The organism is Streptomyces sp. 7R007 (assembly GCF_054850255.1).
Window position 1 is genome coordinate 112,666 of sequence record NZ_JBTWMV010000022.1, and the last position, 23,483, is coordinate 136,148.

At 70.7% G+C, this 23,483-nt stretch carries 19 protein-coding genes and 1 riboswitch; of the genes, 6 read left to right on the forward strand and 13 right to left on the reverse strand.

What is annotated here, in order from left to right; genetic code table 11:
* Window positions 1-88: 88 nt before the first annotated feature.
* Window positions 89-1,549, reverse strand: coding sequence for a glycoside hydrolase family 43 protein (locus ACYF6T_RS26985; RefSeq protein WP_461699570.1), 1,461 nt, complete (start codon window positions 1,547-1,549; stop codon window positions 89-91).
* Window positions 1,550-2,383: 834 nt separating this feature from the next.
* On the opposite strand from ACYF6T_RS26985, the gene ACYF6T_RS26990 reads away from it, so the two are divergent.
* Complete coding sequence (locus ACYF6T_RS26990) at window positions 2,384-4,339, forward strand: APC family permease (protein WP_461699571.1); 1,956 nt, start codon at window positions 2,384-2,386, stop codon at window positions 4,337-4,339.
* 562 nt (window positions 4,340-4,901) lie between these two features.
* Here the strand turns inward: ACYF6T_RS26990 and ACYF6T_RS26995 are convergent.
* Complete coding sequence (locus tag ACYF6T_RS26995) at window positions 4,902-5,510, reverse strand: DUF1707 SHOCT-like domain-containing protein (protein ID WP_461699572.1); 609 nt, start codon at window positions 5,508-5,510, stop codon at window positions 4,902-4,904.
* 110 nt (window positions 5,511-5,620) lie between these two features.
* Here ACYF6T_RS26995 and ACYF6T_RS27000 point away from each other — a divergent pair, with 110 nt between their 5' ends.
* The 4 genes from ACYF6T_RS27000 (at window position 5,621) to ACYF6T_RS27015 (ending at window position 9,267) form a co-directional block, all read left to right on the forward strand.
* Entirely contained in the window at window positions 5,621-6,016 is a 396-nt protein-coding gene (locus ACYF6T_RS27000) for a TOBE domain-containing protein (RefSeq protein ID WP_461699573.1), read from the forward strand.
* A 217-nt stretch (window positions 6,017-6,233) separates the two neighbouring features.
* Window positions 6,234-7,052: a molybdate ABC transporter substrate-binding protein gene (modA, locus tag ACYF6T_RS27005; protein WP_461699575.1), complete on the forward strand. Its 819-nt coding sequence runs from the start codon at window positions 6,234-6,236 to the stop codon at window positions 7,050-7,052.
* A complete protein-coding gene (locus ACYF6T_RS27010; protein ID WP_461699576.1) occupies window positions 7,049-8,023 on the forward strand; it encodes an ABC transporter permease in 975 nt (324 codons plus the stop codon). The genes modA and ACYF6T_RS27010 overlap by 4 nt, the downstream gene beginning before the upstream one ends.
* Window positions 8,020-9,267 (forward strand): ABC transporter ATP-binding protein, encoded by a 1,248-nt coding sequence (locus ACYF6T_RS27015; RefSeq protein WP_461699577.1) that lies wholly within the window; start codon window positions 8,020-8,022, stop codon window positions 9,265-9,267. The genes ACYF6T_RS27010 and ACYF6T_RS27015 overlap by 4 nt, the downstream gene beginning before the upstream one ends.
* Before the next feature lie 72 nt (window positions 9,268-9,339).
* Here ACYF6T_RS27015 and gcvP read toward each other — a convergent pair whose 3' ends face one another.
* The gene (gene gcvP / locus ACYF6T_RS27020) at window positions 9,340-12,225 is read right to left on the reverse strand and encodes an aminomethyl-transferring glycine dehydrogenase (protein WP_461699579.1); all 2,886 of its coding nucleotides are present in this window, start codon (window positions 12,223-12,225) and stop codon (window positions 9,340-9,342) included.
* A gap of 176 nt (window positions 12,226-12,401) precedes the next feature.
* Window positions 12,402-12,498: riboswitch (glycine riboswitch) on the reverse strand.
* Between the two features lie 113 nt (window positions 12,499-12,611).
* On the opposite strand from gcvP, the gene ACYF6T_RS27025 reads away from it, so the two are divergent.
* A complete protein-coding gene (locus ACYF6T_RS27025; RefSeq protein ID WP_461699581.1) occupies window positions 12,612-13,001 on the forward strand; it encodes a PRC-barrel domain-containing protein in 390 nt (129 codons plus the stop codon).
* Between the two features lie 344 nt (window positions 13,002-13,345).
* Here ACYF6T_RS27025 and ACYF6T_RS27030 read toward each other — a convergent pair whose 3' ends face one another.
* The 10 genes from ACYF6T_RS27030 to ACYF6T_RS27075 all read right to left on the reverse strand — a co-directional run bounded on the left by ACYF6T_RS27030 (window position 13,346) and on the right by ACYF6T_RS27075 (window position 23,374).
* Window positions 13,346-14,701, reverse strand: coding sequence for a DNA polymerase IV (locus ACYF6T_RS27030; RefSeq protein WP_461699582.1), 1,356 nt, complete (start codon window positions 14,699-14,701; stop codon window positions 13,346-13,348).
* Window positions 14,702-14,750: 49 nt separating this feature from the next.
* Entirely contained in the window at window positions 14,751-15,392 is a 642-nt protein-coding gene (locus tag ACYF6T_RS27035; RefSeq protein WP_461699583.1) for a MerR family transcriptional regulator, read from the reverse strand.
* 261 nt (window positions 15,393-15,653) lie between these two features.
* Window positions 15,654-16,127, reverse strand: coding sequence for a bifunctional nuclease family protein (locus ACYF6T_RS27040; RefSeq protein WP_004002801.1), 474 nt, complete (start codon window positions 16,125-16,127; stop codon window positions 15,654-15,656).
* A gap of 90 nt (window positions 16,128-16,217) precedes the next feature.
* Window positions 16,218-16,955 carry a transcriptional regulator FtsR gene (ftsR, locus tag ACYF6T_RS27045; RefSeq protein ID WP_461699585.1) on the reverse strand — a complete coding sequence of 246 codons (738 nt, stop codon included), beginning with the start codon at window positions 16,953-16,955 and terminating at the stop codon, window positions 16,218-16,220.
* Between the two features lie 42 nt (window positions 16,956-16,997).
* Entirely contained in the window at window positions 16,998-17,810 is an 813-nt protein-coding gene (locus ACYF6T_RS27050) for an FHA domain-containing protein (protein ID WP_461699586.1), read from the reverse strand.
* Between the two features lie 130 nt (window positions 17,811-17,940).
* Complete coding sequence (locus ACYF6T_RS27055) at window positions 17,941-18,807, reverse strand: DUF881 domain-containing protein (RefSeq protein WP_461699587.1); 867 nt, start codon at window positions 18,805-18,807, stop codon at window positions 17,941-17,943.
* A gap of 5 nt (window positions 18,808-18,812) precedes the next feature.
* Window positions 18,813-19,145 carry a small basic family protein gene (locus tag ACYF6T_RS27060; RefSeq protein ID WP_003988855.1) on the reverse strand — a complete coding sequence of 111 codons (333 nt, stop codon included), beginning with the start codon at window positions 19,143-19,145 and terminating at the stop codon, window positions 18,813-18,815.
* 12 nt (window positions 19,146-19,157) lie between these two features.
* Window positions 19,158-20,057: a DUF881 domain-containing protein gene (locus ACYF6T_RS27065; RefSeq protein ID WP_461699597.1), complete on the reverse strand. Its 900-nt coding sequence runs from the start codon at window positions 20,055-20,057 to the stop codon at window positions 19,158-19,160.
* 98 nt (window positions 20,058-20,155) lie between these two features.
* Window positions 20,156-22,651, reverse strand: a complete 2,496-nt coding sequence (locus ACYF6T_RS27070) for a sugar phosphate nucleotidyltransferase (RefSeq protein ID WP_461699599.1) — start codon at window positions 22,649-22,651, stop codon at window positions 20,156-20,158.
* Window positions 22,652-22,765: 114 nt separating this feature from the next.
* Window positions 22,766-23,374: a CDP-alcohol phosphatidyltransferase family protein gene (locus tag ACYF6T_RS27075; protein ID WP_461699601.1), complete on the reverse strand. Its 609-nt coding sequence runs from the start codon at window positions 23,372-23,374 to the stop codon at window positions 22,766-22,768.
* Window positions 23,375-23,483 lie beyond the last annotated feature (109 nt).

Below are 23,483 nucleotides of genomic sequence, written 5' to 3' on the forward strand. Positions count from 1 at the left end.
CCCTAGAGACAGCTCCCAAAGGGTGGCAACCCCTTGTACGCGGTGAATCTGCGGTCAAGACGCGCGGTGGTGTGGGGCGTTGGCCCGGTCAGTCGCCGCTGCGGGGCTCGTAGGCGAACCAGTCGAAGGCCGCGCTGCCCTCGGTGACGTACATGCCGATCACCCGGCCGGTGAAGCCGGTGGCCACCTGTGTGGACAGGTAGCGGCCGTCCAACTCGGCGAGTGGCTCGTCGTTTTCGACGCCGAGGGCGATCGTGTCGGGCGCGACGGAGGACGCCTCCGTCGAGCACTCGACGACCAGCGTGACCGGCCCGGACGCCAGGGACCGCCGGGCGAGTTCCTGCCGCACGGGTCCGATCCGGGCGATCACGCGCACCGCTCCCCCGGCGACCTCGAGGTCGTAGTGGTGGCCCTCGTCCATGCGCACCGACAGCCCGCAGCGCGCCGTCCCGGGGTCGAGGCGGGCGGTGATCCGGCACCGCGGGTGCTGCTGCCGGCGCCCGACGAAGGTGTGCCCCGGCCGGTCGAGGCTGTCGCCGGTGGCGTGCAGCGTCAGCCACGACGGCCGCTCGGCGAGCGACCACGAGCCGGCCGGCCGGCTGCGCGGGGAGATCCAGTGCGGCGCCAGTGCGGGGGCGTCGAAGTCGTCCCGCGCCGGCTCGGGCGGGAACGGGTGCCAGGCCGCCGGCGCGGTGTGCCGTTCCCGCACCGGACCGGCCGTCGGCCAGCCGTCGACCCACTCGACCGGCGTCAGGAACGTCTCCCGGCCCAGGACGTGGAAGGACGGGAAGTACCCGCGTGGCCGGGTGCCCAGCAGCACCATCCACCAGGTGCCGTCCGCCGCCTGGACGAGGTCGGCGTGGCCGGTGCACTGGATGGGCAGGTCGGTGCTGCGGTGGGACAGGACGGGGTTGGCCGGCGCCGGTTCCCACGGGCCGCGCACCGAGCGCGCCCGGGCGACGGAGACGCTGTGGCCGTGGGCGGTGCCGCCCTCGGCGAGCAGCAGGTACCACCACCCGCCGATCCGGTAGAGGTGCGGTGCCTCCGGATGCTGCATCCCGGTCCCGGACCAGGCCGGGAACGGTCCTTCCAGCACCTTCCCGGTCGCCGGGTCGATGCGCGCGAGCCGCACCCCGGAGACGGCGCACCAGCAGGAGCCGTCCTCGTCCCAGGCCAGGTCGGGGTCGATGCCGGGCAGGTCGATCCAGACCGGGTCGGACCACGGGCCTTCCGGCCGTTCGGCGTGGACCAGGAAGGTGCCGCCTGCGTCGACGTTCGTGGTGATCATGTAGAAGCGGCCGGCGTGGTGCCGCAGCGTGGGGGCGTAGATGCCGCCCGAAGGCCGGGTGCCGTCGGGCAGGTCCAACTGCCCCGGCCGGTCGAGGACGTTGCCGATCTGGCGCCAGTGCACCAGGTCGCGGCTGTGGAAGAGCGGGACGCCGGGGAAGTACTCGAAGCTGGAGCAGACCAGGTAGTGGTCCGCGCCGACCCGGCACACGCTGGGGTCGGGGTGGAAACCTCCGATGACGGGATTCTCGTACGTTCGCATACGCCTCGGCCCTCCGAACGATCGAAACATTCGATCTCGCGGACGAACCTTACGAAGCCCCGGGGATCCCGTAAACACCCCATGCTGTGCGAATAGCCGGGACCGAGCAGGGTGATGCGGCGTGCCGGGACCGAGCAGGGTGAAGCGGCGTGCCGGGAAGTCCGGCCGGCCGGGGCGACCGGCTCATCTGCGCCCGCATCCGGCCCTACCTGCACGCCGTGTACGGCACGGTGGTGTGCTCGCCCGTGCCGACCTGGGCCGGCACCCGGCGAGTCGCCCCGCCGCCCGTCGCCCGCCGCCCTGTGCGTGCCGAAGGCGACCCGGTCCGGCACCGCGCTGTCCGAACGGCCCCTGGTCCTCGTCCTGCCGACGTCGGTCGTGGTCGTCACCCTCGTCGCCCAGGACTTCGACCTCGCGCCCGCGGTCCGCCGCTCAGGCATCGACCCGGAACTCGATCACGCCGAACGCGCCGCGGCCTCGCCGCCCGTCTCGGCGCGGACCGCGACCGTCTGGCCGGCCACCACGGCCACGGCCTGCCGGTCCCCTCCGACGACCTGGCCCACCGCCGGCTCCGGCGCCCCTGGACCTGGAGCAGGCCCGGCTCGCGGGCGTCCGAGGCGCGCGCCCCGGTCCCCCGTGCAGCGCAGTCGGCGTCCACCGTGACGCAGCGCGCTCGCCCCATGTCCTCCCAAGGCCGACATCACCAGTCTTAACGCAAGCTTGACGCCTGCGGGCCCGTCATCCGTGGGCCCGTGCGTCACGCTCCGCTTACGCTGGTGCCGCCGTCCGCGTGAGGCCGGACCGCACGCTGAGACGCACATCAGGAGCACCCCCATGGCCACGACGGAACAACCCGCGCCCAGTCGCCTGCGCACCTGGATGCTGGAGGGCCTGTCCGACATGGGCAAGGGGCACGGTCCGCAGGGCCCGCACGCGGAACCCGAGCCCCCGCACAAAGGACAGCGCTGGTACCGGGTCATGTGCCTGACCGGCGTCGACTACTTCTCCACGCTCGGTTACCAGCCCGGCATCGCCGCCCTGGCCGCTGGCCTGCTCTCCCCGGTTGCCACCGTCGTCCTCGTGATCGTCACCCTGGCGGGCGCCCTGCCGGTCTACCGGCGGGTCGCGGAGGAGAGCCCGCACGGCGAGGGCTCGATCGCGATGCTGGAGCGGCTGCTGTCGTTCTGGCAGGGCAAGCTGTTCGTCCTGACACTGCTCGGATTCGCCGCCACCGACTTCCTGATCACCATCACCCTCTCGGCTGCGGACGCCTCCACCCACCTGGTGGAGAACCCGCACCTCACCAGCGTCCTGCACGACAAGCAGATGCTGATCACGCTCGTCCTGATCGCCCTGCTCGGCGCCGTCTTCCTCAAGGGCTTCCTGGAGGCGATCGGCGTCGCGGTCGCCCTGGTGGTGACCTACCTGGGTCTCAACGCCGTGGTCGTGGCGGTCGGGTTCTGGCACGTGATCACCGCGGAGCACGTGGTCACCGACTGGAGCCACGCCCTGACCGCCGAGCACGGGAACGTCTTCGCGATGATCGGCGTCTCCCTGCTCGTCTTCCCCAAGCTGGCCCTCGGTCTCTCCGGCTTCGAGACCGGTGTGGCGGTGATGCCGCACGTCCAGGGCGACCCGGACGACACCGAGCAGAGCCCCAAGGGACGCATCCGGGACACCAAGAAGCTGCTGACGGCCGCCGCCCTGATCATGAGCGTCTACCTGATCGCCACCAGCTTCATCACCACGGTGCTGATTCCGGAGAAGGAGTTCAAGACGGGCGGCCAGGCCAACGGCCGCGCCCTCGCCTATCTGGCGCACGAGTACCTCGGCAACGCCTTCGGCACCGTCTACGACATCTCCACCATCGCCATCCTGTGGTTCGCCGGCGCCTCCGCCATGGCGGGCCTGCTCAACCTGATGCCGCGCTACCTGCCCCGCTACGGCATGGCCCCGCACTGGGCGCGCGCGGTCCGGCCGATGGTCATCGTCTTCACCCTGACGGCCTTCCTGGTCACCTGGGTCTTCGACGCGAACGTCGACGCCCAGGGCGGTGCGTACGCCACCGGTGTGCTGGTGCTGATGTCCTCCGCGGGGATCGCGGTGACCATCGCCGCCCGCCGCGCCGGACAGCGCGGCTGGACGGTCGGCTTCGGGCTGGTCTCCGCGGTCCTGCTCTACGTCACGGTCGTGAACGTCATCGAGCGCCCCGACGGTGTGAAGATCGGCGCCTGCTTCATCGCCGCGATCATCCTGGTCTCCCTGCTGTCCCGGCTGGCCCGCGCCTTCGAGCTGCGCGTGACGAGCGTGACCCTGGACCCGATGGCGGAACGTTTCGTGCGGGACATGGCCAGCCGGAAGATACGGTTCATCGCCAACGAGCCCGGGCGGCGGGACAAGGCCGAGTACCGCGACAAGGTCGACCAGATCCGCGCCGACAACGACCTTCCCGAGCACGATGACTTCGTCTTCGTCGAGGTCACGGTCACCGACCCGTCCGAGTTCGAGGCGAGCCTGACGGTGCGTGGCGAGGTCCTGCACAACCGCTACCGGGTCCTGACCGTGGAGTCCGCGTCCATCCCCAACGCCCTCGCGGCGCTGCTGCTGCACGTGCGCGACTCGACCGGGTGCACCCCGCACATCTACTTCGAGTGGACCGAGGGCAGTCCCTTCTCCAACTTCCTGCGCTTCTTCCTCTTCGGCCAGGGCGAGGTCGCCCCGGTCACCCGAGAGGTCCTACGCGAAGCAGAACCGGACAGGGCCCGCCGCCCCCGCGTCCACACAGGCTGACCCCCGCCCCGCCGAGCGGTACGGCCTCCAGCCCACACCGCCAACTCTCCGCGGACTGAACCCCGCCTCCCAGGCCGCACCGCCGCTCCCTACGGGCTGAGCATCCGCCCCTCCCCAGCCCTCCCGCCCGACCCCACACCACCACACGCCCACCGGCACAGCCCGGGCCGCCGTCTTCCAACGGGCTGAGCTTCCGCCTCCCAAGCCGCACCGGCTGACACCCCCGTAGCAAGACCGGCAGACTCCACGCCACCACGCGCCCACCGACTCAGCCCACACCACCGACTTCCAACCAGCGGAGCATCCGCCCCCAAGCCGCACCGGCTGACCCCGCATCGCCGTACCGGGACCAGCAGACTCCACACCACCACACGCCCACCGGCAGAGCCCGGGCCGCCGGGTTCCCGCGAGCTGAGCCCGCATCGCCGAGTCCCCACGAGGTGAGCCCGGACGCCCAGGCCGTACCGGCTGCGTCCGCGTCGCGGCGGACGTACCGAACGAGCCCGGGGCGTCGCGCGAGGACCGGCTGCGCCCGCCAGTCACGTCCCGCCTGCCGAACCCGTCAGGGCGCCGGTGAGGGTTTTCTGCCCCATCCGCGCCGCTGCGGTCGTACGACCACCCGGCCGAAGCTCATACGGCCGCTCACCACGACCCGCAGTGCGACGGGCCCGACCGCGTCGCCCGCCGGGCGGGACTTGATCTTGGCGTAGCCGATCTCCAGCCCGTCCGTGTCAACCACGACCCCCGGCCGCGTCACCAGCCGCAGCGTCCCGCCCCGCATGTCGAGATCGACGTTCAGGGTGTCGTACGTGATCACCGCATCGGTGAAGTCGAGCGTCACGTCTCCCCACTCCGACTCGACCTCCAGCCGCCGCGGCACCGCCCAGCCGTCGCCGCGCCGCGCGGAACCCCCCTGCTGACGGATCCGGTCGACGTCCTTCACCGCGACCGCGGCCCCGCCCGCCACCGCCGGCAGATCCGTCGTCAGCGCGGCGAGCTCCCCCACCGTACGGGCGGTCAACGCGGCCTCGACCCGCTCGTCCAGTTCCTCGGCGGTCAGCCGGCCGTCCCCGGCCGCGACGCGCAGTACCTCCACCACCCGGTCCCGGTCCGCGTGCGAGGCGCGCAGCGAGAGCGCCGCCTCACCGGTCCCCGACGACTCACTCGCCATGATCACTCCGATCCCGCCGACCGCCACCTCGAACTAACGCTATATCGCGTTACACCCGAGGCTCAACCCCGCATCCCCGACGCCCGGTTCCCGGCCCTATCGTGAGCCGCATGCAGTCCTACACCATCGGCCAGGCAGCACGACTGCTCGGCGTGAGCCCCGACACCGCGCGCCGCTGGGCGGACGCCGGCCGGGTGGCGACCCACCGCGACGAGGGCGGGCGGCGACTGATCGACGGCCGGGACCTGGCGGCGTTCTCGGTGGAACTGGCCAGGTCCGGCAGCACGGAGGAAGAGACCTCCTACACCTCGGTCCGCAACGCGTTCCCCGGCATCGTCACCGCCATCAAGCTCGGCGACGTGGCGGCCCAGGTCGAGATCCAGGCCGGCCCGCACCGCCTCGTGTCGCTGCTGACCCGCGAGGCGGTCGAGGAACTGGGCCTGGAGGTGGGCATGGAGGCCACGGCCCGAGTGAAGTCGACAAATGTCCACATCGACCGCACCTGACCCTCTGCCCCCCCGGCCCCCCTGACCCACGAGACCCACCGGCCACAAGGGGCCCACACGCCCACCCGTACGAACGCACATGCACCCCCCATCCCCTGTTCACTCCAGCTCATGCGATGCGACAGGAGACTTACACCTTGCATATGCGCCAGTATGATCGGCGCACAGGAGCCCTTGCGGGTTCTTCCACCGGAGTGACAGAGGGAGTGGCCCCGTGATGACCCGACCCGTACGCCGGACCCGCCGGACCCTGCAGGTGGCCGGTGCCGGAGCCGCGGCACTGCTGGCCCTGACCGCCTGCTCCTCCTCCGACTCGGACTCCGGCTCCGGCGCGTCCGACGCCTCCTCGTCGCCGAAGCTGTCGGGCACGGTCACGGTGTTCGCCGCGGCCTCGTTGCAGGAGAGCTTCACCACCCTGGGCAAGGAGTTCGAGAAGGAACACCCGGGCACCAAGGTGAACTTCAGCTTCGGCGGCAGCGACACGCTCGCCGCGCAGATCACCGGAGGCGCGCCGGCCGACGTCTTCGCCGCCGCGAGCACCAAGACCATGGCGCTCGTGACCGACAAGAAGGACAACGCCACCACGCCGGTCACCTTCGTCCGCAACCAGCTCGAGATCGCGACCCTGCCGGGGAACCCGGACAAGGTCTCCTCCCTCAAGGACCTCGCCAAGTCGGGCCTCAAGGTCGTGCTGTGCGACAAGACGGTGCCCTGCGGCGCCGCCGCGCAGAAGGCCCTGGCGGCCGGCGATCTGAAGCTCACGCCGGTCTCCTACGAGCAGGACGTCAAGAGCGCCCTGACGAAGGTCGAACTGAAGGAGGCCGACGCGGCGGTCGTGTACCGGACCGATGTGAACGCGGCGGGTGACAAGGTGGAGGGCGTGGAGTTCCCCGAGTCCGCCGACGCGATCAACGACTACCCGATCACCCTCCTCAAGAACGCGCCCAACGCCACGGCCGCCAAGGCGTTCATCGCGCTCGTGAGGTCCGCCGAGGGCCAGAAGGTCCTGACCGGGGCCGGGTTCCTCAAGCCATGACCTCCGAGGACCGGACGGACACCCCGGCGGAGACCCTGGAGGGCGCGCCGCGGCGACGCCGTGGACGGGGACCGGCGGAAAGACGCCCCGGCCGGGGCGGTGGGGGCGTCCCCCGAAACCCCTTCCGGGGCCTCCCCCGAAGCACCTTCCGGGGCCTCCCCCGAAGCACCTTCCGGGGCGCCCCCCGAAGCACCTTCCGAGGCGTCCCCCTCCCCCTCCTCCTCCCCGCCCTCGTCGGCCTGGCCTTCCTGCTCCTCCCCCTGATCGCCCTCCTCGTGCGCGCCCCCTGGAGCACGCTCCCCGACCAGCTGACGAGCGCCGAGGTCTGGGAGGCCCTGCGCCTGTCCCTCGTCTGCGCGACGGCGTCGACCGCGGCGAGCCTCGTGATCGGCGTCCCGCTGGCCTGGCTGCTGGCCCGCACGGAGTTCCCCGGCCGCAGCCTGGTCCGCGCCCTGGTGACGCTGCCGCTCGTGCTGCCCCCCGTGGTGGGCGGCGTGGCCCTCCTGCTCGCCCTCGGCCGCAACGGCGTGGTCGGCCAGTGGCTGGACTCCTGGTTCGGCATCACGCTGCCGTTCACCACGGCAGGGGTGATCGTCGCGGAGACGTTCGTGGCGATGCCGTTCCTGGTCATCAGCGTGGAGGGCACGCTGCGGGCGGCCGACCCCCGCTACGAGGAGGCGGCCACGACTCTGGGCGCCTCCCGCTTCACGGCGTTCCGCCGCGTGACGCTCCCTCTGATCGCCCCCGGCATCGCCGCCGGCGCGGTCCTGGCCTGGGCCCGAGCGCTGGGCGAGTTCGGCGCGACGATCACGTTCGCCGGCAACTTCCCCGGCCGCACCCAGACCATGCCCCTGGCGGTGTACCTGGCCCTCCAGAACAACCCCGACGCGGCGATCGCCCTCAGCCTGACCCTCCTGGCGGTCTCCATCGCGGTACTGGCAGGTCTGCGGGACCGCTGGATGACGGCATGAGCACGGACAAGAAGGCAGCGGCACGAGACGGACGAGGACAGCTTGGCGGCACGATGAAGAAGACCCACCCGGCAGCCGCCGACGGCGCTCAGCCCCCGCAAGGGCCAGCCGCACCCGCATCCGAAACCGGCACGGGCGGTGCGGGTGGAAACCACAGCCCGGCCGAAGGCGGGGCGCCCACCCCTCACCCGCACCAGCCTTCGTCCCCCGCCCTCGACACCCGCCTCCTCCTCACCCGCCCCGGATTCAGCCTGGACCTCCGCCTCACCGCCACCCAAGGCGAGGTACTCGCCCTCCTGGGCCCCAACGGCGCCGGCAAGACCACCGCCCTGCGCGCCCTAGCCGGCCTCCTCCCCCTCTCCGACGGCCACCTCCACCTCGACGGCACGGACCTCACCCACACACCCCCGGAATCCCGCCCCGTGGGCGTCGTCTTCCAGGACTACCTCCTCTTCCCCCACCTCACCGCCCTGGACAACGTCGCCTTCGGTCCCCGCTGCCAGGGCGCCACACGAGCAGAAGCCCGCGCCCAGGCCACCGCCTGGCTCACCCGCATGGGCCTCGCCGACCACGCCGGCACCAAGCCCCGCCACCTCTCCGGCGGCCAGGCCCAACGCGTCGCCCTGGCCCGAGCCCTCGCCACCCACCCCCGCCTGCTCCTCCTCGACGAACCCCTCGCCGCCCTCGACGCCCGCACCCGTCTGGAAGTCCGCGCCCAACTCCGCCATCACCTGGCCGAGTTCGACGCCGTGGCGATCCTCGTCACCCACGACCCCCTGGACGCCATGGTCCTCGCCGACCGTCTCGTGGTGATCGAACACGGCCGCGTGGTCCAAGAGGGCAGCCCGTCCGACATCGCCCGCCGCCCCCGTACGGACTACATCGCCCAGCTCGTCGGCCTGAACCTCTACAAGGGCCGTTCGGACGGCCACACCATCACCCTGGACGCGGGCCCGTCCATCACCACCACCGAGACCCTCTCCGGCGAGGTCTTCGTCGCGTTCCCCCCAAGCGCGGTCACCCTCTACCGCGACCGCCCCACCGGCTCCAGCGCGCGCAACCTCTGGCGCTGCCAGGTCGCCGGCCTGGAAACCCACGGCGACCAGATCCGCGCCGACCTCACCGGCGAACTCCCCCTCGCCGCCGACCTCACCACGGTCGCCGCGGCCGAACTCGGCCTGCACCCCGGCGCGGAGGTGTGGGCGACGGTCAAGGCGACGCAGACACACGCCTATCCGGCGTAACGCGCGACGGCAACGGCGTACGGCAGACGAAAGGGGCCCCGCCTGAGCGGGGCCCCTTTCTCGTCCGCGACCTCAGTCCTCGTACGCATCCAACGGCGGGCAGGAACACACCAGGTTCCGGTCACCGAAGGCCTGGTCGATCCGCCGCACCGGCGGCCAGTACTTGTCGGCCGCCGACACACCGGCCGGGAAGACGGCCTCCTCGCGCGTGTACGCGTGCTCCCACGCCCCGCCCAGCGCGGCGGCCGTGTGCGGAGCGCCCCGCAGCGGGTTGTCGTCGGCCGGCCACTCCCCCGTGCCGACCTTCTCGATCTCCGCCCGGATGGCGATCATCGCGTCGCAGAACCGGTCCAGCTCGACGATGTCCTCGGACTCGGTCGGCTCGATCATCAGCGTGCCGGCCACCGGGAACGACATGGTCGGCGCGTGGAAGCCGTAGTCGATGAGCCGCTTGGCCACGTCGTCGACGCTCACGCCGGTCGCCTTGGTCAGCGGCCGCAGGTCGATGATGCACTCGTGCGCGACGAGCCCGCCCGGCCCGGTGTACAGCACCGGGTAGTGCGGCTCCAGCCGCTTGGCGATGTAGTTGGCGCTGAGGACCGCCACCTGCGTGGCCCGCTTCAGCCCCTCGCCGCCCATGAGCCGGACGTACGCCCACGAGATCGGCAGGATGCCGGCGGACCCCCAGGGCGCGGCCGAGATGGGCCCGACGCCCGTCTCGGGCCCGGCCTCCGGCTGCAGCGGGTGGTTCGGCAGATACGGCGCCAGGTGCGCCCGCACGCCGACCGGGCCGACGCCCGGACCGCCGCCGCCGTGCGGGATGCAGAAGGTCTTGTGCAGGTTGAGGTGCGAGACGTCGCCGCCGAAGTGCCCGGGCTTGGCGAGCCCCACCAGCGCGTTGAGGTTGGCGCCGTCGACGTACACCTGGCCGCCGGCCTCGTGCACCTGCGCGCAGATGTCGGCGACGTGCTCCTCGAACACGCCGTGCGTGGACGGGTACGTGATCATCAGCACCGCCAGCTCGTCGCGGTGCTGCTCGATCTTCGCCCGCAGGTCCTCGACGTCGATCTCGCCGTCCTCGGCGGTCTTCACGACGACGACCTTCATCCCGGCCATCACGGCGCTGGCGGCGTTCGTGCCGTGCGCGGACGAGGGGATGAGGCACACGGTCCGCTGCTCGTCACCGTTGGCCCGGTGGTATCCGCGGACGGCGAGCAGTCCGGCCAGCTCGCCCTGCGAACCGGCGTTGGGCTGCAGGGACACCTTGTCGTAGCCGGTGACCTCGGCGAGCTGCTCCTCCAGCTCCCGGATCAGCGTCAGGTACCCCTGCGCCTGCTCGGCGGGCGCGAAGGGGTGCAGCTGCCCGAACTCGGGCCAGGTGACCGGCTCCATCTCGGTCGTCGCGTTGAGCTTCATCGTGCAGGAGCCCAGCGGGATCATGCCCCGGTCGAGCGCGTAGTCCCGGTCGGCGAGCCGGCGCAGGTAGCGCAGCATCGCGGTCTCGGAACGGTGCTGGTGGAAGACGGGGTGGGTGAGGAAGTCGTCGTCGCGCAGCAGGCCGCCCGGCAGGGTCTCCCCGGCGACCGCGTCCAGTGACTCGACGTCGCCCTCGACCCCGAAGGCCGCCCACACGGCGGCGAGCTGGGCCCGCCTTGTCGTCTCGTCGCAGGCGATCGACACGTGGTCGGCGTCGACGAGACGCAGGTTGACGCCGTTCTCGCGCGCGGCGGCCACGACGTCGCCGGCCCTGCCCGGCACCCGCACGGTCAGCGTGTCGAAGTAGGCGCCGTGCACGACCTCGGCGCCGCCGGCCTTCAGGCCCTCGGCGAGGATGGTGGCGTACCGGTGGGTGCGCCGCGCGATGCCCTTGAGCCCCTCGGGCCCGTGGTAGACGGCGTACATCCCGGCCATCACGGCGAGCAGCACCTGCGCCGTACAGATGTTGCTGGTGGCCTTCTCCCGCCGGATGTGCTGCTCACGGGTCTGCAGCGCCAGTCGGTACGCCTGGTGGCCGTCCGCGTCCACGGACACCCCGACGAGCCGTCCGGGCAGGCTGCGCGCGAACTTCTCCTGTACGGCCATGTAGCCGGCGTGCGGCCCGCCGAAGCCCATCGGCACGCCGAACCGCTGGGTGGTGCCCACCGCGATGTCCGCGCCCAGTTCGCCGGGCGACTTCAGCAGCGTCAGGGCGAGCAGGTCGGCGGCGACGGTGACGAGGGCGCCGAGCTCGTGCGCCTGGTCGATGACCGGCTTGATGTCGCGTACGGCTCCGGAGGCGCCGGGGTACTGGAGGAGCACGCCGTTGATCTCACGCGAGGCGATGTCGGCCGGGATGCCGTCGCTCAGGTCGGCGACGACGACCTCGACGCCCGTCGGCTCGGCGCGCGTCTCGATGACGGCGATGGTCTGCGGAAGGGCGTCGGCGTCGACCAGGAACAGGCCCTTCTTGTTCTTCCCCATGCGCCGGGACAGCGCCATGGCCTCGGCGGCGGCCGTGCCCTCGTCGAGCAGGGAGGCGCCGGATGTGGGCAGGCCGGTGAGGTCGGCGACCATGGTCTGGAAGTTGAGCAGCGCCTCCAGGCGGCCCTGCGAGATCTCCGGCTGGTACGGCGTGTAGGCCGTGTACCAGGCGGGGTTCTCCATCACGTTGCGCAGGATGACGGGGGGCGTGAAGGTGCCGTAGTAGCCGAGCCCGATCATGGAGTCGAGCACCTGGTTGCGGTCGGCGAGCGAACGCAGCTCGGCCAGCACCTCGGCCTCGGTGCGGGCCTGCGGCAGTTCCAGGGCATCGGCGTTCTTGATCACGTCCGGCACGGCGGCGGCGGTCAGCTCGTCCAGCGAGCCGTACCCGACGTGCGCGAGCATCTTGGCCCGCGCCTCGTGGTCGGGACCGATGTGACGCTGCTCGAAGGGGATTCCCTTCTCAAGCTCGGAGAGCGGAGTGCGGTGGGCGGTCATTGCGGAGGCCTCCTGGTCTGACGCGACCTTCGAGGGGCACCACGGCGCGGGTACCCGGACGGCCTCCCCCTCTGTCATCTCAACCTGAGAGCTTCACCGGGTCGCCCGAGAGCTCCCGGCTTTCACCGTCGGTGAGAGCGGAAGCCGTCGACACCCGCCCTGCTTTCCAGAGTGACCTCGTCCGTGCGGTACGTGGGCCTGAGAGATTCCGGGGAGGATTTGCTCCTTCGGCGCCTCCGGACAGTGCCCGGAGGACTCTCCCGCACGGGGTCAGCAGCCGCTGTCAGCCTACCAGTGAGCACATCGGACCGGACTTCGAGTGGCCGCTTGCTCCAATGTGCTCTTTTGTAGTGCTTACGAATGAGTTGCGACCAAGAGGAGGGCCCGTGCAGACCGACATCGATCCGCGCAACCTGATCGGCCGCAAGGCGTTCGACCGCAACGGCACCAAGATCGGCACCATCGACGAGGTCTACCTCGACGACGCGACCGGCGTGCCGGAGTGGGCGGCCATACGCACGGGCCTCTTCTCGCGCGACGCCTTCGTCCCCCTGGAGCCCAGCGAACTGGTCGAGGGCACCCTCCACATCCCCTTCGACCGCTCCCTCATCAGGGACGCCCCCGACTTCGGCGTGGGCCGCCACCTCTCCCCCGACCAGGAACTCCAGCTCTACCACCACTACGGCCTCCACACGCCCCCACCCCCGCCCACAGACCGGGACTTCGGCACCCTGGCAACAACAGAAGACGTAACAACCACCCCAGAAGACCCCTGACCCCCACACCATCCGAGGGCCCCCACCCGACTCCCCCTACAACAGCCGCCCAACAACCGCCCCCCGGGCCGACTCCCCCACCACGACGGCCCACAACCCACCCCCCGGCCGCCTCCACCCACCCCGGCGGCCTACGACCCGCGCCCCGGCCGCCTCCACCCACCACGGCAGCCAAGAACCCGACGCCCGCCGACTCCACCCACCACCTGCGGCCCCCGGCCCCCGGCCGACTCCACCCGCCCGCTTGACCGCAAGGCCGAGCCGCAGCCGCCCCACTCACCCTCCGGCAGCCGCCGGCGGCGCTCAGCCCCCGCAAGGGCCACCCGCACCCGACGACGAAACTGTCATGGGTGGTGCGGGTGGGCACCCACATCCACGACCAACGGCAACGGCTCAGCCAACGTCAACTCAGGATCGTCGGCCCGAAACGTCCGCACCCGCCCCGGCTCCGACCCCGGCGTCTCGAACCGCACCGTCACCCGCCCCAGCCCACTCCCCTGCACCCACCCATGCCCGAACACGGCATGCCGCACGTCATGCCCCGCAGGCCACCGCCGCTCCACCACGACATCCCGCACCTCGGCGGACTCCTCCTCCGCCTCCTCCACATCCAGTTCCACGCTCTCCCCCGCCGCCTGCGCGAACAGGTCCTCCTGCGTGTAGTCGGCCAGCCCGCTCACCCCCACCCCCAGCAACCGCACCCCACCCGTCGTGTCCACGGACTCCAGCAACCGCGCCGCGGCCTCCCGCACCACCGCCGGATCATCCGTCGGCCCCCGCAACGTCTCGGACCGCGTCAGCGTCGAGAAGTCGTACCGCCGCACCTTCAGCACGATGGTCCGCCCCGACAGCCCGGCCCCGCGCAGCCTCCGCACGCACCGGTCCGCCAGCCGCCGCACCTCCATGCCCACCCGGATCCGGTCGTGGATGTCCACGTCGTAGGTGTCCTCGACCGACACCGACTTCGCCTCCCGCTCGGCCACCACGGGCCGCTCGTCGTGCGCGAGCGCCATGGCGTACAGCGCCTGCCCGTGCGCCTTCCCGAGCAGCCGTACGAGCTCGTCCTCGCCCGCCTCCGCGAGGTCGTCCACCGTGGTGATCCCGGCCCGCCGCAGGTGGTCCCCCGTCGCCGGCCCCACCCCCGGCAGGGTCCGCACCGGCATGGGCCCGAGCATCGCCCGCTCGGTCCCCGGCTGGATCACCACCAGCCCGTCGGGCTTGGCCTCCTCGGAGGCGATCTTCGCGAGCATCTTGGAGGCGGCGAGCCCGACGGACCCCGTCAGCCCGGTCACCGCCCGTATGTCGGCGCGCAGCTTCTCGCCCACCAGCCGGGCCGACGCCTCGTCCCAGGCCGCGCCCCCGGCCTCCAGGTCCACGAACGCCTCGTCCAGGCTCAGCGGCTCCACCAGCGGCGACAGCTCGTGCAGCAGCCCCATCACCTGCTCGCTGATCGCCCGGTAGAACCCGAACCGCGGCACCAGGTACGCGGCGTTCGGCGCCAGCCGCCGCGCCTGGGCCATCGGCATCGCGGACCGCACCCCGAAGACCCGCGCCTCGTACGAGGCCGTGGCCACCACCCCGCGCGGCCCCAGCCCGCCCACGATGACGGCCTTCCCGCGCAGACTCGGCTTGGACGCCTGCTCCGCCGAGGCGTAGAAGGCATCCATGTCGAGATGCAGGATGGTGGGCGCGTTTCTCACATATCCGATGCTGCCCTACGCCACTGACAACGCCCCCTCGGCGCCGGCGTCACACCGCCCGGTTGCGCCGCCGCGCCAGTTCGTCCGCCGGGTTGTGACCGACCAGCGTCTCGCCGGTGTCGATGCGCTCGCCGTGCAGCTGCGACAGCGCGCTCTCCACGTCCCGCCACACCACGCCGACGGCGATGCCGAAGATGCCCTGGCCGCCCTGGAGCAGCGCGTGCACCTCGTCCGGCGACGTGCACTCGTAGACGGTGGCGCCGTCGCTCATCAGCGTCATGCGCTCCAGGTCGCGAAAGCCCCGCTCGCGCAGGTGCTGGACGGCGGTGCGGATGTTCTGCAGGGACACACCGGTGTCCAGGAACCGCTTGACGATCTTCAGGACGACGACGTCCCGGAAGCTGTACAGCCGCTGCGTCCCCGACCCGTAGGCGGGCCGCACGCTGGGCTCGACCAGCCCGGTGCGCGCCCAGTAGTCGAGTTGCCGGTAGGTGATGCCGGCGGCCGCACAGGCCGTCGGGCCGCGATAGCCGATCTGCTCGGACGCCATGGACGTCGCCCCTCCGCTCGGCACGGCCGTCGGTCGCTGCGGAGCGTGACCGGCCGCACTGCTGTGAAGCGGATACGGACCGCTCGCCCCCGAACTCCGTCCGGGGGCACCCCCAGCCGTACCGTCGCCGCTGCTGCTCACGCCGACCTCCGTCCTTGACCTGCCTTCTCGACGGTAGGCAGCCACCAGGGGTGCGTCAACGACCGCCACACTCGGCACGCCGAGTGATAATCACCCTGAGAGTGGTTTCCCGTACCCAACCGCGGGGAAAGGCTAGCCGAATGCGCTGCAAGCAGGCCGCAAGACGCTCTCACTCGCCGCTGGCAATTGCCGGCATTTGAGGCGTAACCGCCCGTGAACCGGCCCGTCACGAAGTCATACGTCCGCCGGGCCGGTCCCGTCTCACTGGCTGCTGGTGCCGAAGTCCTCGGGCGAGATCTGGTCGAGGAACTCGCGGAACTTCTCCACCTCGTCCTCCTGCTCGTCAGGGATCGCGATGCCCGCGTCGTCGAGCACGCCGTCACTGCCGTAGATCGGCGTTCCGGTGCGCAGGGCCAGCGCTATGGCATCGGACGGGCGGGCGCTCACCTCGACGCCGCTGGCGAAGACCAGCTCGGCGTAGAAGACGCCCTCACGCAGGTCCGTGATGCGCACTTCGGTGAGCTCCTGGCCGACGGCCTCCAGCACGTCCTTGAACAGGTCGTGGGTCAGCGGCCTGGCGGGGGCCATGCCCTGCTGGGCGAAGGCGATCGCCGTCGCCTCCCCCGGCCCGATCCAGATGGGGAGGTAGCGGTCGCCTCCCACTTCACGCAGGAGCACGATCGGTTGGTTGGAGGGCATTTCGACCCGGACACCTACGACATCGAGCTCGTTCACACAGCAACCCTAGGCCGTGCCCGGGACGTTTGGGTAGTCGGGCAGGAAACGGGACCCCGATCCGGCCTCCGGCACGGGCGTGGGCCGGGCTCAGGGCAGACGCACGCCGAGAGCGGTCTGCACGAGCGCCGCGTGGAGCCTCACGGTGAGCGCCGCCAGCTCCTTCGTGCGGGCCTCCGCATGGGCCCTGGTCTGCGGATTGCGGTGCCGCTTGAGCGGGGCGACGACCTGGTCCACCAGGCCGGCCTCGCGGTCGGCGGCGGCCTTCATCACCCGCAGGTGACGCGGTTCGATCCCGAACCGGCCCAGTTCCACCACGAGCGTGGCGACAGTGACCGCCTCCGCGTCGTACGCGCCGTCCGGCAGCGGGGCCAGGAGCCCGTACGACTCCCACTCCGCCAGCTCCGCCTCGCCGATCCCGGCGGCGGCCATGAGCTCGGAGCGGCCGATCCGGGCCGCCGTGGGCCCCTCCGCGGGCTCCGGAACGGGCTCGCCGTCCCGCTGGCGGCCCACCGCGGGCAGGGGCAGGGCCTCGCCGCGCTCCATGGCGTCCAGGTGCTCCCGGATCACCTTGAGCGGCAGGTAGTGGTCCCGCTGCATCCGCAGCACGTGACCGAGACGTTCGACGTCGTCCGCGCTGAACTTGCGGTACCCCGACGGGGTGCGCTGCGGCTCGATGAGCCCTTCCGACTCCAGGAAGCGGATCTTGGAGATGGTGACTTCGGGGAACTCGTCGCGCAGCACGTTCAGCACTGTGCCGATGCTCATCAGCCCACTGTCCGTGGCGGCGGTACCGTGGCCGGCACCGCCGCTCGGTGTTCGAAGCATGGACCTTCCCTGGGGTCTCCCCGGACGGAGTCTGGGGGAGGGTCAGTAGCCCCGCTGGCTCGCGTAGAACACCAGCCGGTACTTGCCGATCTGCACCTCGTCGCCGTTGTGCAGGGCGACCTGGTCGATGCGCTCGCGGTTGACGTAGGTGCCGTTGAGGCTGCCCACGTCGGCCACCGTGAACGACCCGTCCTGGGCGCGGCGGAACTCCACGTGCCGGCGCGAGACGGTGACGTCGTCCAGGAAGATGTCGCTCTGCGGGTGACGGCCGGCCGTGGTCAGGTCGCCGTCCAGCAGGAAGCGGCTGCCGGAGTTCGGACCGCGGCGCACGACCAGCAGGGCGGAGCCCAGCGGCAGCGCGTCGACGGCGGCCTGCGCCTCGGGCGAGAGCGCCGGCAGCTGCGTCTGGCCGGTGGCCTCGGCGTCGTACGCCTCCAGGCCGGAGATGGAGATCGTTGACGTGGTCTCGGACGGCCGCTCGGCAGCGGCGCCCGCCCGCAGCGGCGCGCCGCAGTTGGAGCAGAAGCGGCTGTTCTCCGCGTTGCGGTTACCGCACCTCGTACACACAAGGGCCGACATAGGGGAAAACCCTCCACCCGTACTTGAGGTTGACGGTTGCCCGAAACCTATGCCTCCGGACTGTGCAGGGTCAACCGACGGCGCGCCCGGACCCGCGACCTGGTCCCGGAACAGCGGACGCTGGCCTTCCGCGTCTGGCTGTGCGCGATGGCGAGCGGTGGCGTTGTCGCTGCCCTCTCGCGCGCTCTTGCCGAACAACTTCGCAAACAACTTCACGGGCGATTCCCCTTGACCGAAACAGACCCGCCCGTGGGGCAGGACGAACCCTGATTGCATACACCGGCCGACCCGGACATTCTCACAACGTCCGTATCCACCAGACAGTTTCCACCACGCACCACCTCTTCGGTGCGCCGACCCCCCGCAACCTCATGCCCTCGCCGGACGTCCCCCATGCACCCCCGGTTCACTGGGAGGACGACCGAGCGTAGTCAGGCTGCTTCGCCGCTCGCAAGGCGTCCACGACGATCTTGGTCGACCGTTCGACGGTAACGGTGGCCTGCTCCTTCTCGAGAGTCTGCACCACGCCTCCAGGGATGTTGAGCGCCGGTTCGAGGTCCTCCGGCTTGCCGATGACCTTGAAACGATAGGGCGCGTTGATCTTGTTCCCGTCGACGTCCACGCTCTTGCCGGAGTCGGTGAGGTAGGTGTTCGCGACCACCCGCACACCGTTCACCTGGATCGCCTCCGCGCCCGCCGCGCGCAGCTCCTGGATCGCGTCCAGCAGCATGTCCGCCTCGACCGTTCCCTTCGTGTCCTCGATCGTCATCGTGATGCCGGGTCCCTGGGCGGCCACCGTGCCCGCCAGAATGCCGAGTTGCCTCTCCTTCTCGACCGTCTGCTTACGGGCCTCCTCGGCCTGGTCGGAGCTGTTCTCCAGCTCGTCGCGCTGCTTCTCCAGCCCCTGCTTCTCGTCCTCAAGACGCTGCGTACGGTCATCCAGTTCATCGAGGATCCGGACAAGATCCTCCTGCCGGGCCCCGCGCAGCGCGCTGTCGCTGTCGCTGTTCGAGGCGACCTGCACGGCCAGACCGAAACCGAGGCCGAACAACAGCACGGCGACGATGAGTTGGGCCCGGCTCACGCGCGGCGGCCACAGCCCCTTCACCAGCCGCTGCCGCCCGGTCAGCTCGGGCTGTGTGTCCCCGGGGGCGGGCGCCACGGCCTCGGGGGCCTCCTCCGCCGCCTCGGCGGGCACCTGCACCTCGGCGGGCACCTCTTCGGGCAGTTCCCTGCGCAGCGGGTTCCCCGGCGTCTCTTCCTTGTCGCTCATCGGCCTCACGCCCGGAACACGTGCCGGCGGATCGCCGCGGCGTTGGAGAAGATCCGGATCCCGAGGACGACCACGACACCCGTGGACAGCTGGGCGCCCACGCCCAACTTGTCGCCCAGGAAGACGATCAGCGCGGCCACGACCACGTTCGACAGGAACGACACCACGAAGACCTTGTCGTCGAAAATGCCGTCGAGCATGGCCCGCAGACCTCCGAAGACGGCGTCGAGCGCCGCGACCACGGCGATCGGCAGATAAGGCTCGACGACCGCCGGAACCTCAGGCCGGACCAACAGTCCGGCCACGACTCCCACGACGAGGCCCAGTACGGCGATCACGATGTGCCCTTCTCAGTTTTTCTCGGTTTTCGGCTGTGCTGTACGTACGATCACGCTCGGCGCGGCGGGCAGCCGGAGGTCGCTCTCGGTGGAGATGGCCGTCCGGATGCCGTAGTTCTCCTGCAGGGCGTGCAGATACAGGCCGTCGGCACTGTTCTGGAACCTGGTGCTCAGCCTGTTGCCGTCCCCCACCGCGAGCACCGTGTACGGCGGCACCAGCGGCCTGTTGTCGACCAGTATCGCGTCACCCGCGGCCCTGATCGCCGACAGCGCCGTCAGCCGCTGCCCGTTGATGGAGATGGCCTCGGCGCCCGACTCCCACAGCCCGTTGACCACGCGCTGCATGTCCCGGTCGCGCACCCGCCCGGTGTCGGAGAAACCGTCCGTCTCGCGCGGGTTGCCGTTGCCGCCGCTGGAGGCTTCCTTGGCGTCGTTGACGACCAGCTTCACCCCGGGGCCGTGCACGGCGACCGCACCGGACAGGATGCTCACCAGCTCCGTCTGGTCGCTGCCGCCGCTGTGCTTGAGGGCCTCCCGCTGGCGGGCGCTCACGTCGTCGCGCAGCTCGTCGACGGAGTGTTCGAGCTTGTCGGCCGCCGAGGTCTCCCGGTCGATGCGGTCGATCAGCTCCTGGCGCTCCTTGGCCACGACGGGAGCGGCCACCCGCGCCTGCGCCGCCCCGACCGTGACGACCAGAGCGGCGAGCACCAGACCCGCCGCGAGACCGAGCCGGGCCCGGAGGGTCTTCGGCATGCCGCCGGCCCCCGCGGCCTTCTTGCGGGCGGCCGCCTCGGCGTATCCGTCGTCGAGGCTGTGGTCCATGACGTTGGTGAGCAGGAACATGGACGCGTCCGGCCGCGAGGGGCGCGTGGGTGTGCTCCGAACGGGGGGCTGCTGCGGCATGCCGCACATCGTCGCACGTCGCGACCACTACCTCCGAATGGCCCCACCGGCGTGCCGGACAGGGCCCCTTGGGGACACCTGTCCGGCACGCACGCGTGCCGCGTCTTTCAGCGGCCGGCGCTGTCCACGACGGCCGACCACTCGTCGAGCAGGGCCTGGGCGGAGGCGTCGTCGGGCCCCTCGGCCCACAGATGCGTGACCGCCTCCGCCGGGTCGGGCAGCACCATGACCCACCGCCCGTCCGTCTCGACCACCCGCACGCCGTCCGTGGTGTCCACGAAGCGGTCTCCGGCCGCCTCGACGACCCGCCGCATCACGAGCCCCTTGACGGCCCACGGAGTCGCCAGATCGCGCTTGAGGACGTGCGCCCTGGGGATGCGGGCGTCGATCTGGCTGAGCGTGAGCTGCGTCCGCGCCACCAGGCCGATGAGCCGTACGAAGGCCGCCGTGCCGTCGAAGACGCTGCTGAACTCGGGGACGATGAAGCCGCCCTTGCCGTCGCCGCCGAAGATGGTCGAGTCGTCGCCGCCGACCCGGGTGAGGTCGTCCGGCGAGGTGGTCGTCCACTCCACCTGCGTGCCGTGATACGCCGCGACCTGCTCGGCGATACGCGTGGTCGTCACCGGCAGGGCCACTCGCCCGCTGCGCCGCTCGGCGGCGACCAGGTCGAGCAGCACGAGCAGGGCGCGGTCGTCCTCGATGATCCGGCCCTTCTCGTCGACCAGCGACAGCCGCTCGCCGACCGGATCGAACCGGACGCCGAACGCGGCCCGCGACGACGCCACGATCTCACCGAGCCGTACCAGCCCCGAGCGCCGCATGTCCGCGGTCTCCGTCGGCCGGGACTCGTCGAGACCGGGGTTGATGGTCAGCGAGTCCACGCCCAGCTTGCCGAGCAGGCTGGGCAGCACGAGGCCGGCGCTGCCGTTCGACGCGTCGACGACGACCTTCAGCCCGGACTCCGAGATGCCGGTCGTGTCCACGTTGCGCAGCAGCGAGCCGGTGTACGAGTCGAAGACGCTGGCCGGGAAGTGCAGGTCGCCGATCTCTCCCGGGAAGGCCCGCCGGTACTCCTGCCGCGCGAACACCCGGTCCAGCTTGCGCTGGCTGGCCTGCGACAGATCGGCGCCCTGACCGTCGAAGAACATGATGTCCACAGAGTCCGGCACCCCGGGCGTGGTCCGGATCATGATCCCGCCGGCACTGCCGCGCGCGGTCTGCTGCCGGGCCACCGGCAGCGGTACGTTCTCCAGGTCCCGTACGTCGATGGCGCTGGCCTGGAGCGCGGAGATGACCGCCCGCTTGAGGGCACGGGCACCACGCGAGTGGTCGCGCGCCGTCGTGACGGTCGAGCCCTTCTTGAGGGTCGTCGCGTAGGCGCCGGCGAGCCGCACGGCGAGCTCGGGAGTGATCTCCACGTTGAGGATCCCGGAGACGCCACGGGCGCCGAAGAGGTGCGCCTGTCCCCTGGACTCCCAGATCACCGAGGTGTTGACGAAGGCACCGGCCTCGATGGTCTTGAACGGGTAGACCCGCACATTGCCCTGCACGATCGATTCTTCACCGATCAGGCACTCGTCGCCGATGACCGCGCCGTCCTCGATCCGCGCCGCCCGCATGATGTCGGTGTTCTTCCCGACGACGCAGCCGCGCAGATTGCTGTGCTGCCCGACGTACACGTTGTCGTGCACCACGGCCTTGTGCAGGAAGGCCCCGCTCTTGACGACGACATTGGAGCCGACCACCGTGTGCTCACGGATTTCGGCGCCGGCTTCCACCTTGGCGTAGTCGCCGATGTAGAGCGGCCCGCGCAGAACGGCGTCCGGATGCACCTCGGCCCCCTCCGCCACCCACACGCCGGGAGAGAGCTCGAAACCGTCGATCTCGACGTCGACCTTGCCCTCCAGGACGTCGGCCTGCGCCTTCACGTAGCTCTCGTGCGTGCCGACGTCCTCCCAGTAGCCCTCGGCGACATAGCCGTAGATCGGCTTGCCTTCCTTCATCAGCTGCGGGAAGACGTCGCCGGACCAGTCGACGGGAACGTCGGGCTCGACATAGTCGAAGACCTCGGGCTCCATGACGTAGATGCCCGTGTTCACGGTGTCGGAGAAGACCTGCCCCCAGGTCGGCTTCTCGAGGAAGCGCTCGACCTTGCCCTCCTCGTCGACGATCGTGATGCCGAACTCCAGCGGATTGGGCACACGCGTCAGGCAGACGGTGACCAGCGCGCCCTTTTCCTTGTGGAAATTGATCAGCTCGGTGAGGTCGAAGTCGGTCAGGGCATCACCGGAGATGACGAGGAAAGCATCGTCCTTCAACGCCTCTTCGGCGTTCTTGACGCTTCCGGCGGTACCGAGTGGCTTCTCCTCATTGGCATAGGAGAGCTCCATTCCGAGCTCTTCACCGTCACCGAAATAGTTCTTGACCAAGGAGGCCAGGAACTGGACAGTGACGACAGTTTCGTTCAGCCCATGCCGTTTGAGCAGCCTCAGCACATGCTCCATGATCGGCCGGTTGGCCACCGGCAGGAGCGGCTTGGGCATGCTTGAGGTCATGGGGCGAAGGCGCGTGCCTTCGCCTCCGGCCATCACGACGGCCTTCATGTCGGAAGCGTCCTCCTCTAAGAGACGACGGTCTAGCCGACTTCACCCGTCCAGATTGTCGCGCACTTTTCCGCCAGGGGCCATCGAGCCACTACGACCGGATACTCGACGAGTTCAGTCGGCCATGGCGTCCGCACGGACCAGGCGGCGGACTTGTACCACGTAGAGGACTCCTGCCCACCAGTAGAGGGTTGTACCCCATCCTGCGAACGCCCATCCGAAAATAGCAGCGAGTGACGAGATCCATCCACTTCCGTCACTGAGCAGAAGCAGCGGGAAGGCGTACATCAGGTTGAACGTGGCCGCCTTGCCGAGGAAGTTCACCTGCGGCGGCGGATAGCCGTGACGCCTGAGGATGCCCACCATCACCAGCAGGACCAGCTCTCGCGCGACAAGTACAGCGGTCAACCAGATAGGCAGAATCTCGCGCCAGGTGAGGCCGACCAGGGTCGAGAGAATGTAGAGCCGGTCGGCCGCCGGGTCGAGCAGCCGGCCCAGGCTGCTGATCTGGTTCCACCGCCTCGCCAGCTTGCCGTCCAGGTAGTCGCTGACGCCGCTCAGAGCCAGGACGAGGAGCGCCCAGCCGTCGCTCTTGGGACCGCCGAACTCGGGCCTCAGGATGAGCCACAGGAAGAGCGGCACGCCGACGAGCCGCGCCATGCTGAGGATGTTGGGGATGGTGAGGACCCGGTCCGTCTGGACGCGGGTCTCCTGGACCTCCACCCGGGGGCCTCCTGTGGGAAACGTACCGACGATGCCCCCTGACCTTACCTCAACGCAAAAAAGCTCTGGCTCTTGGGCTGCGTGCCCAAGAGCCAGAGCTCTAAAAGGA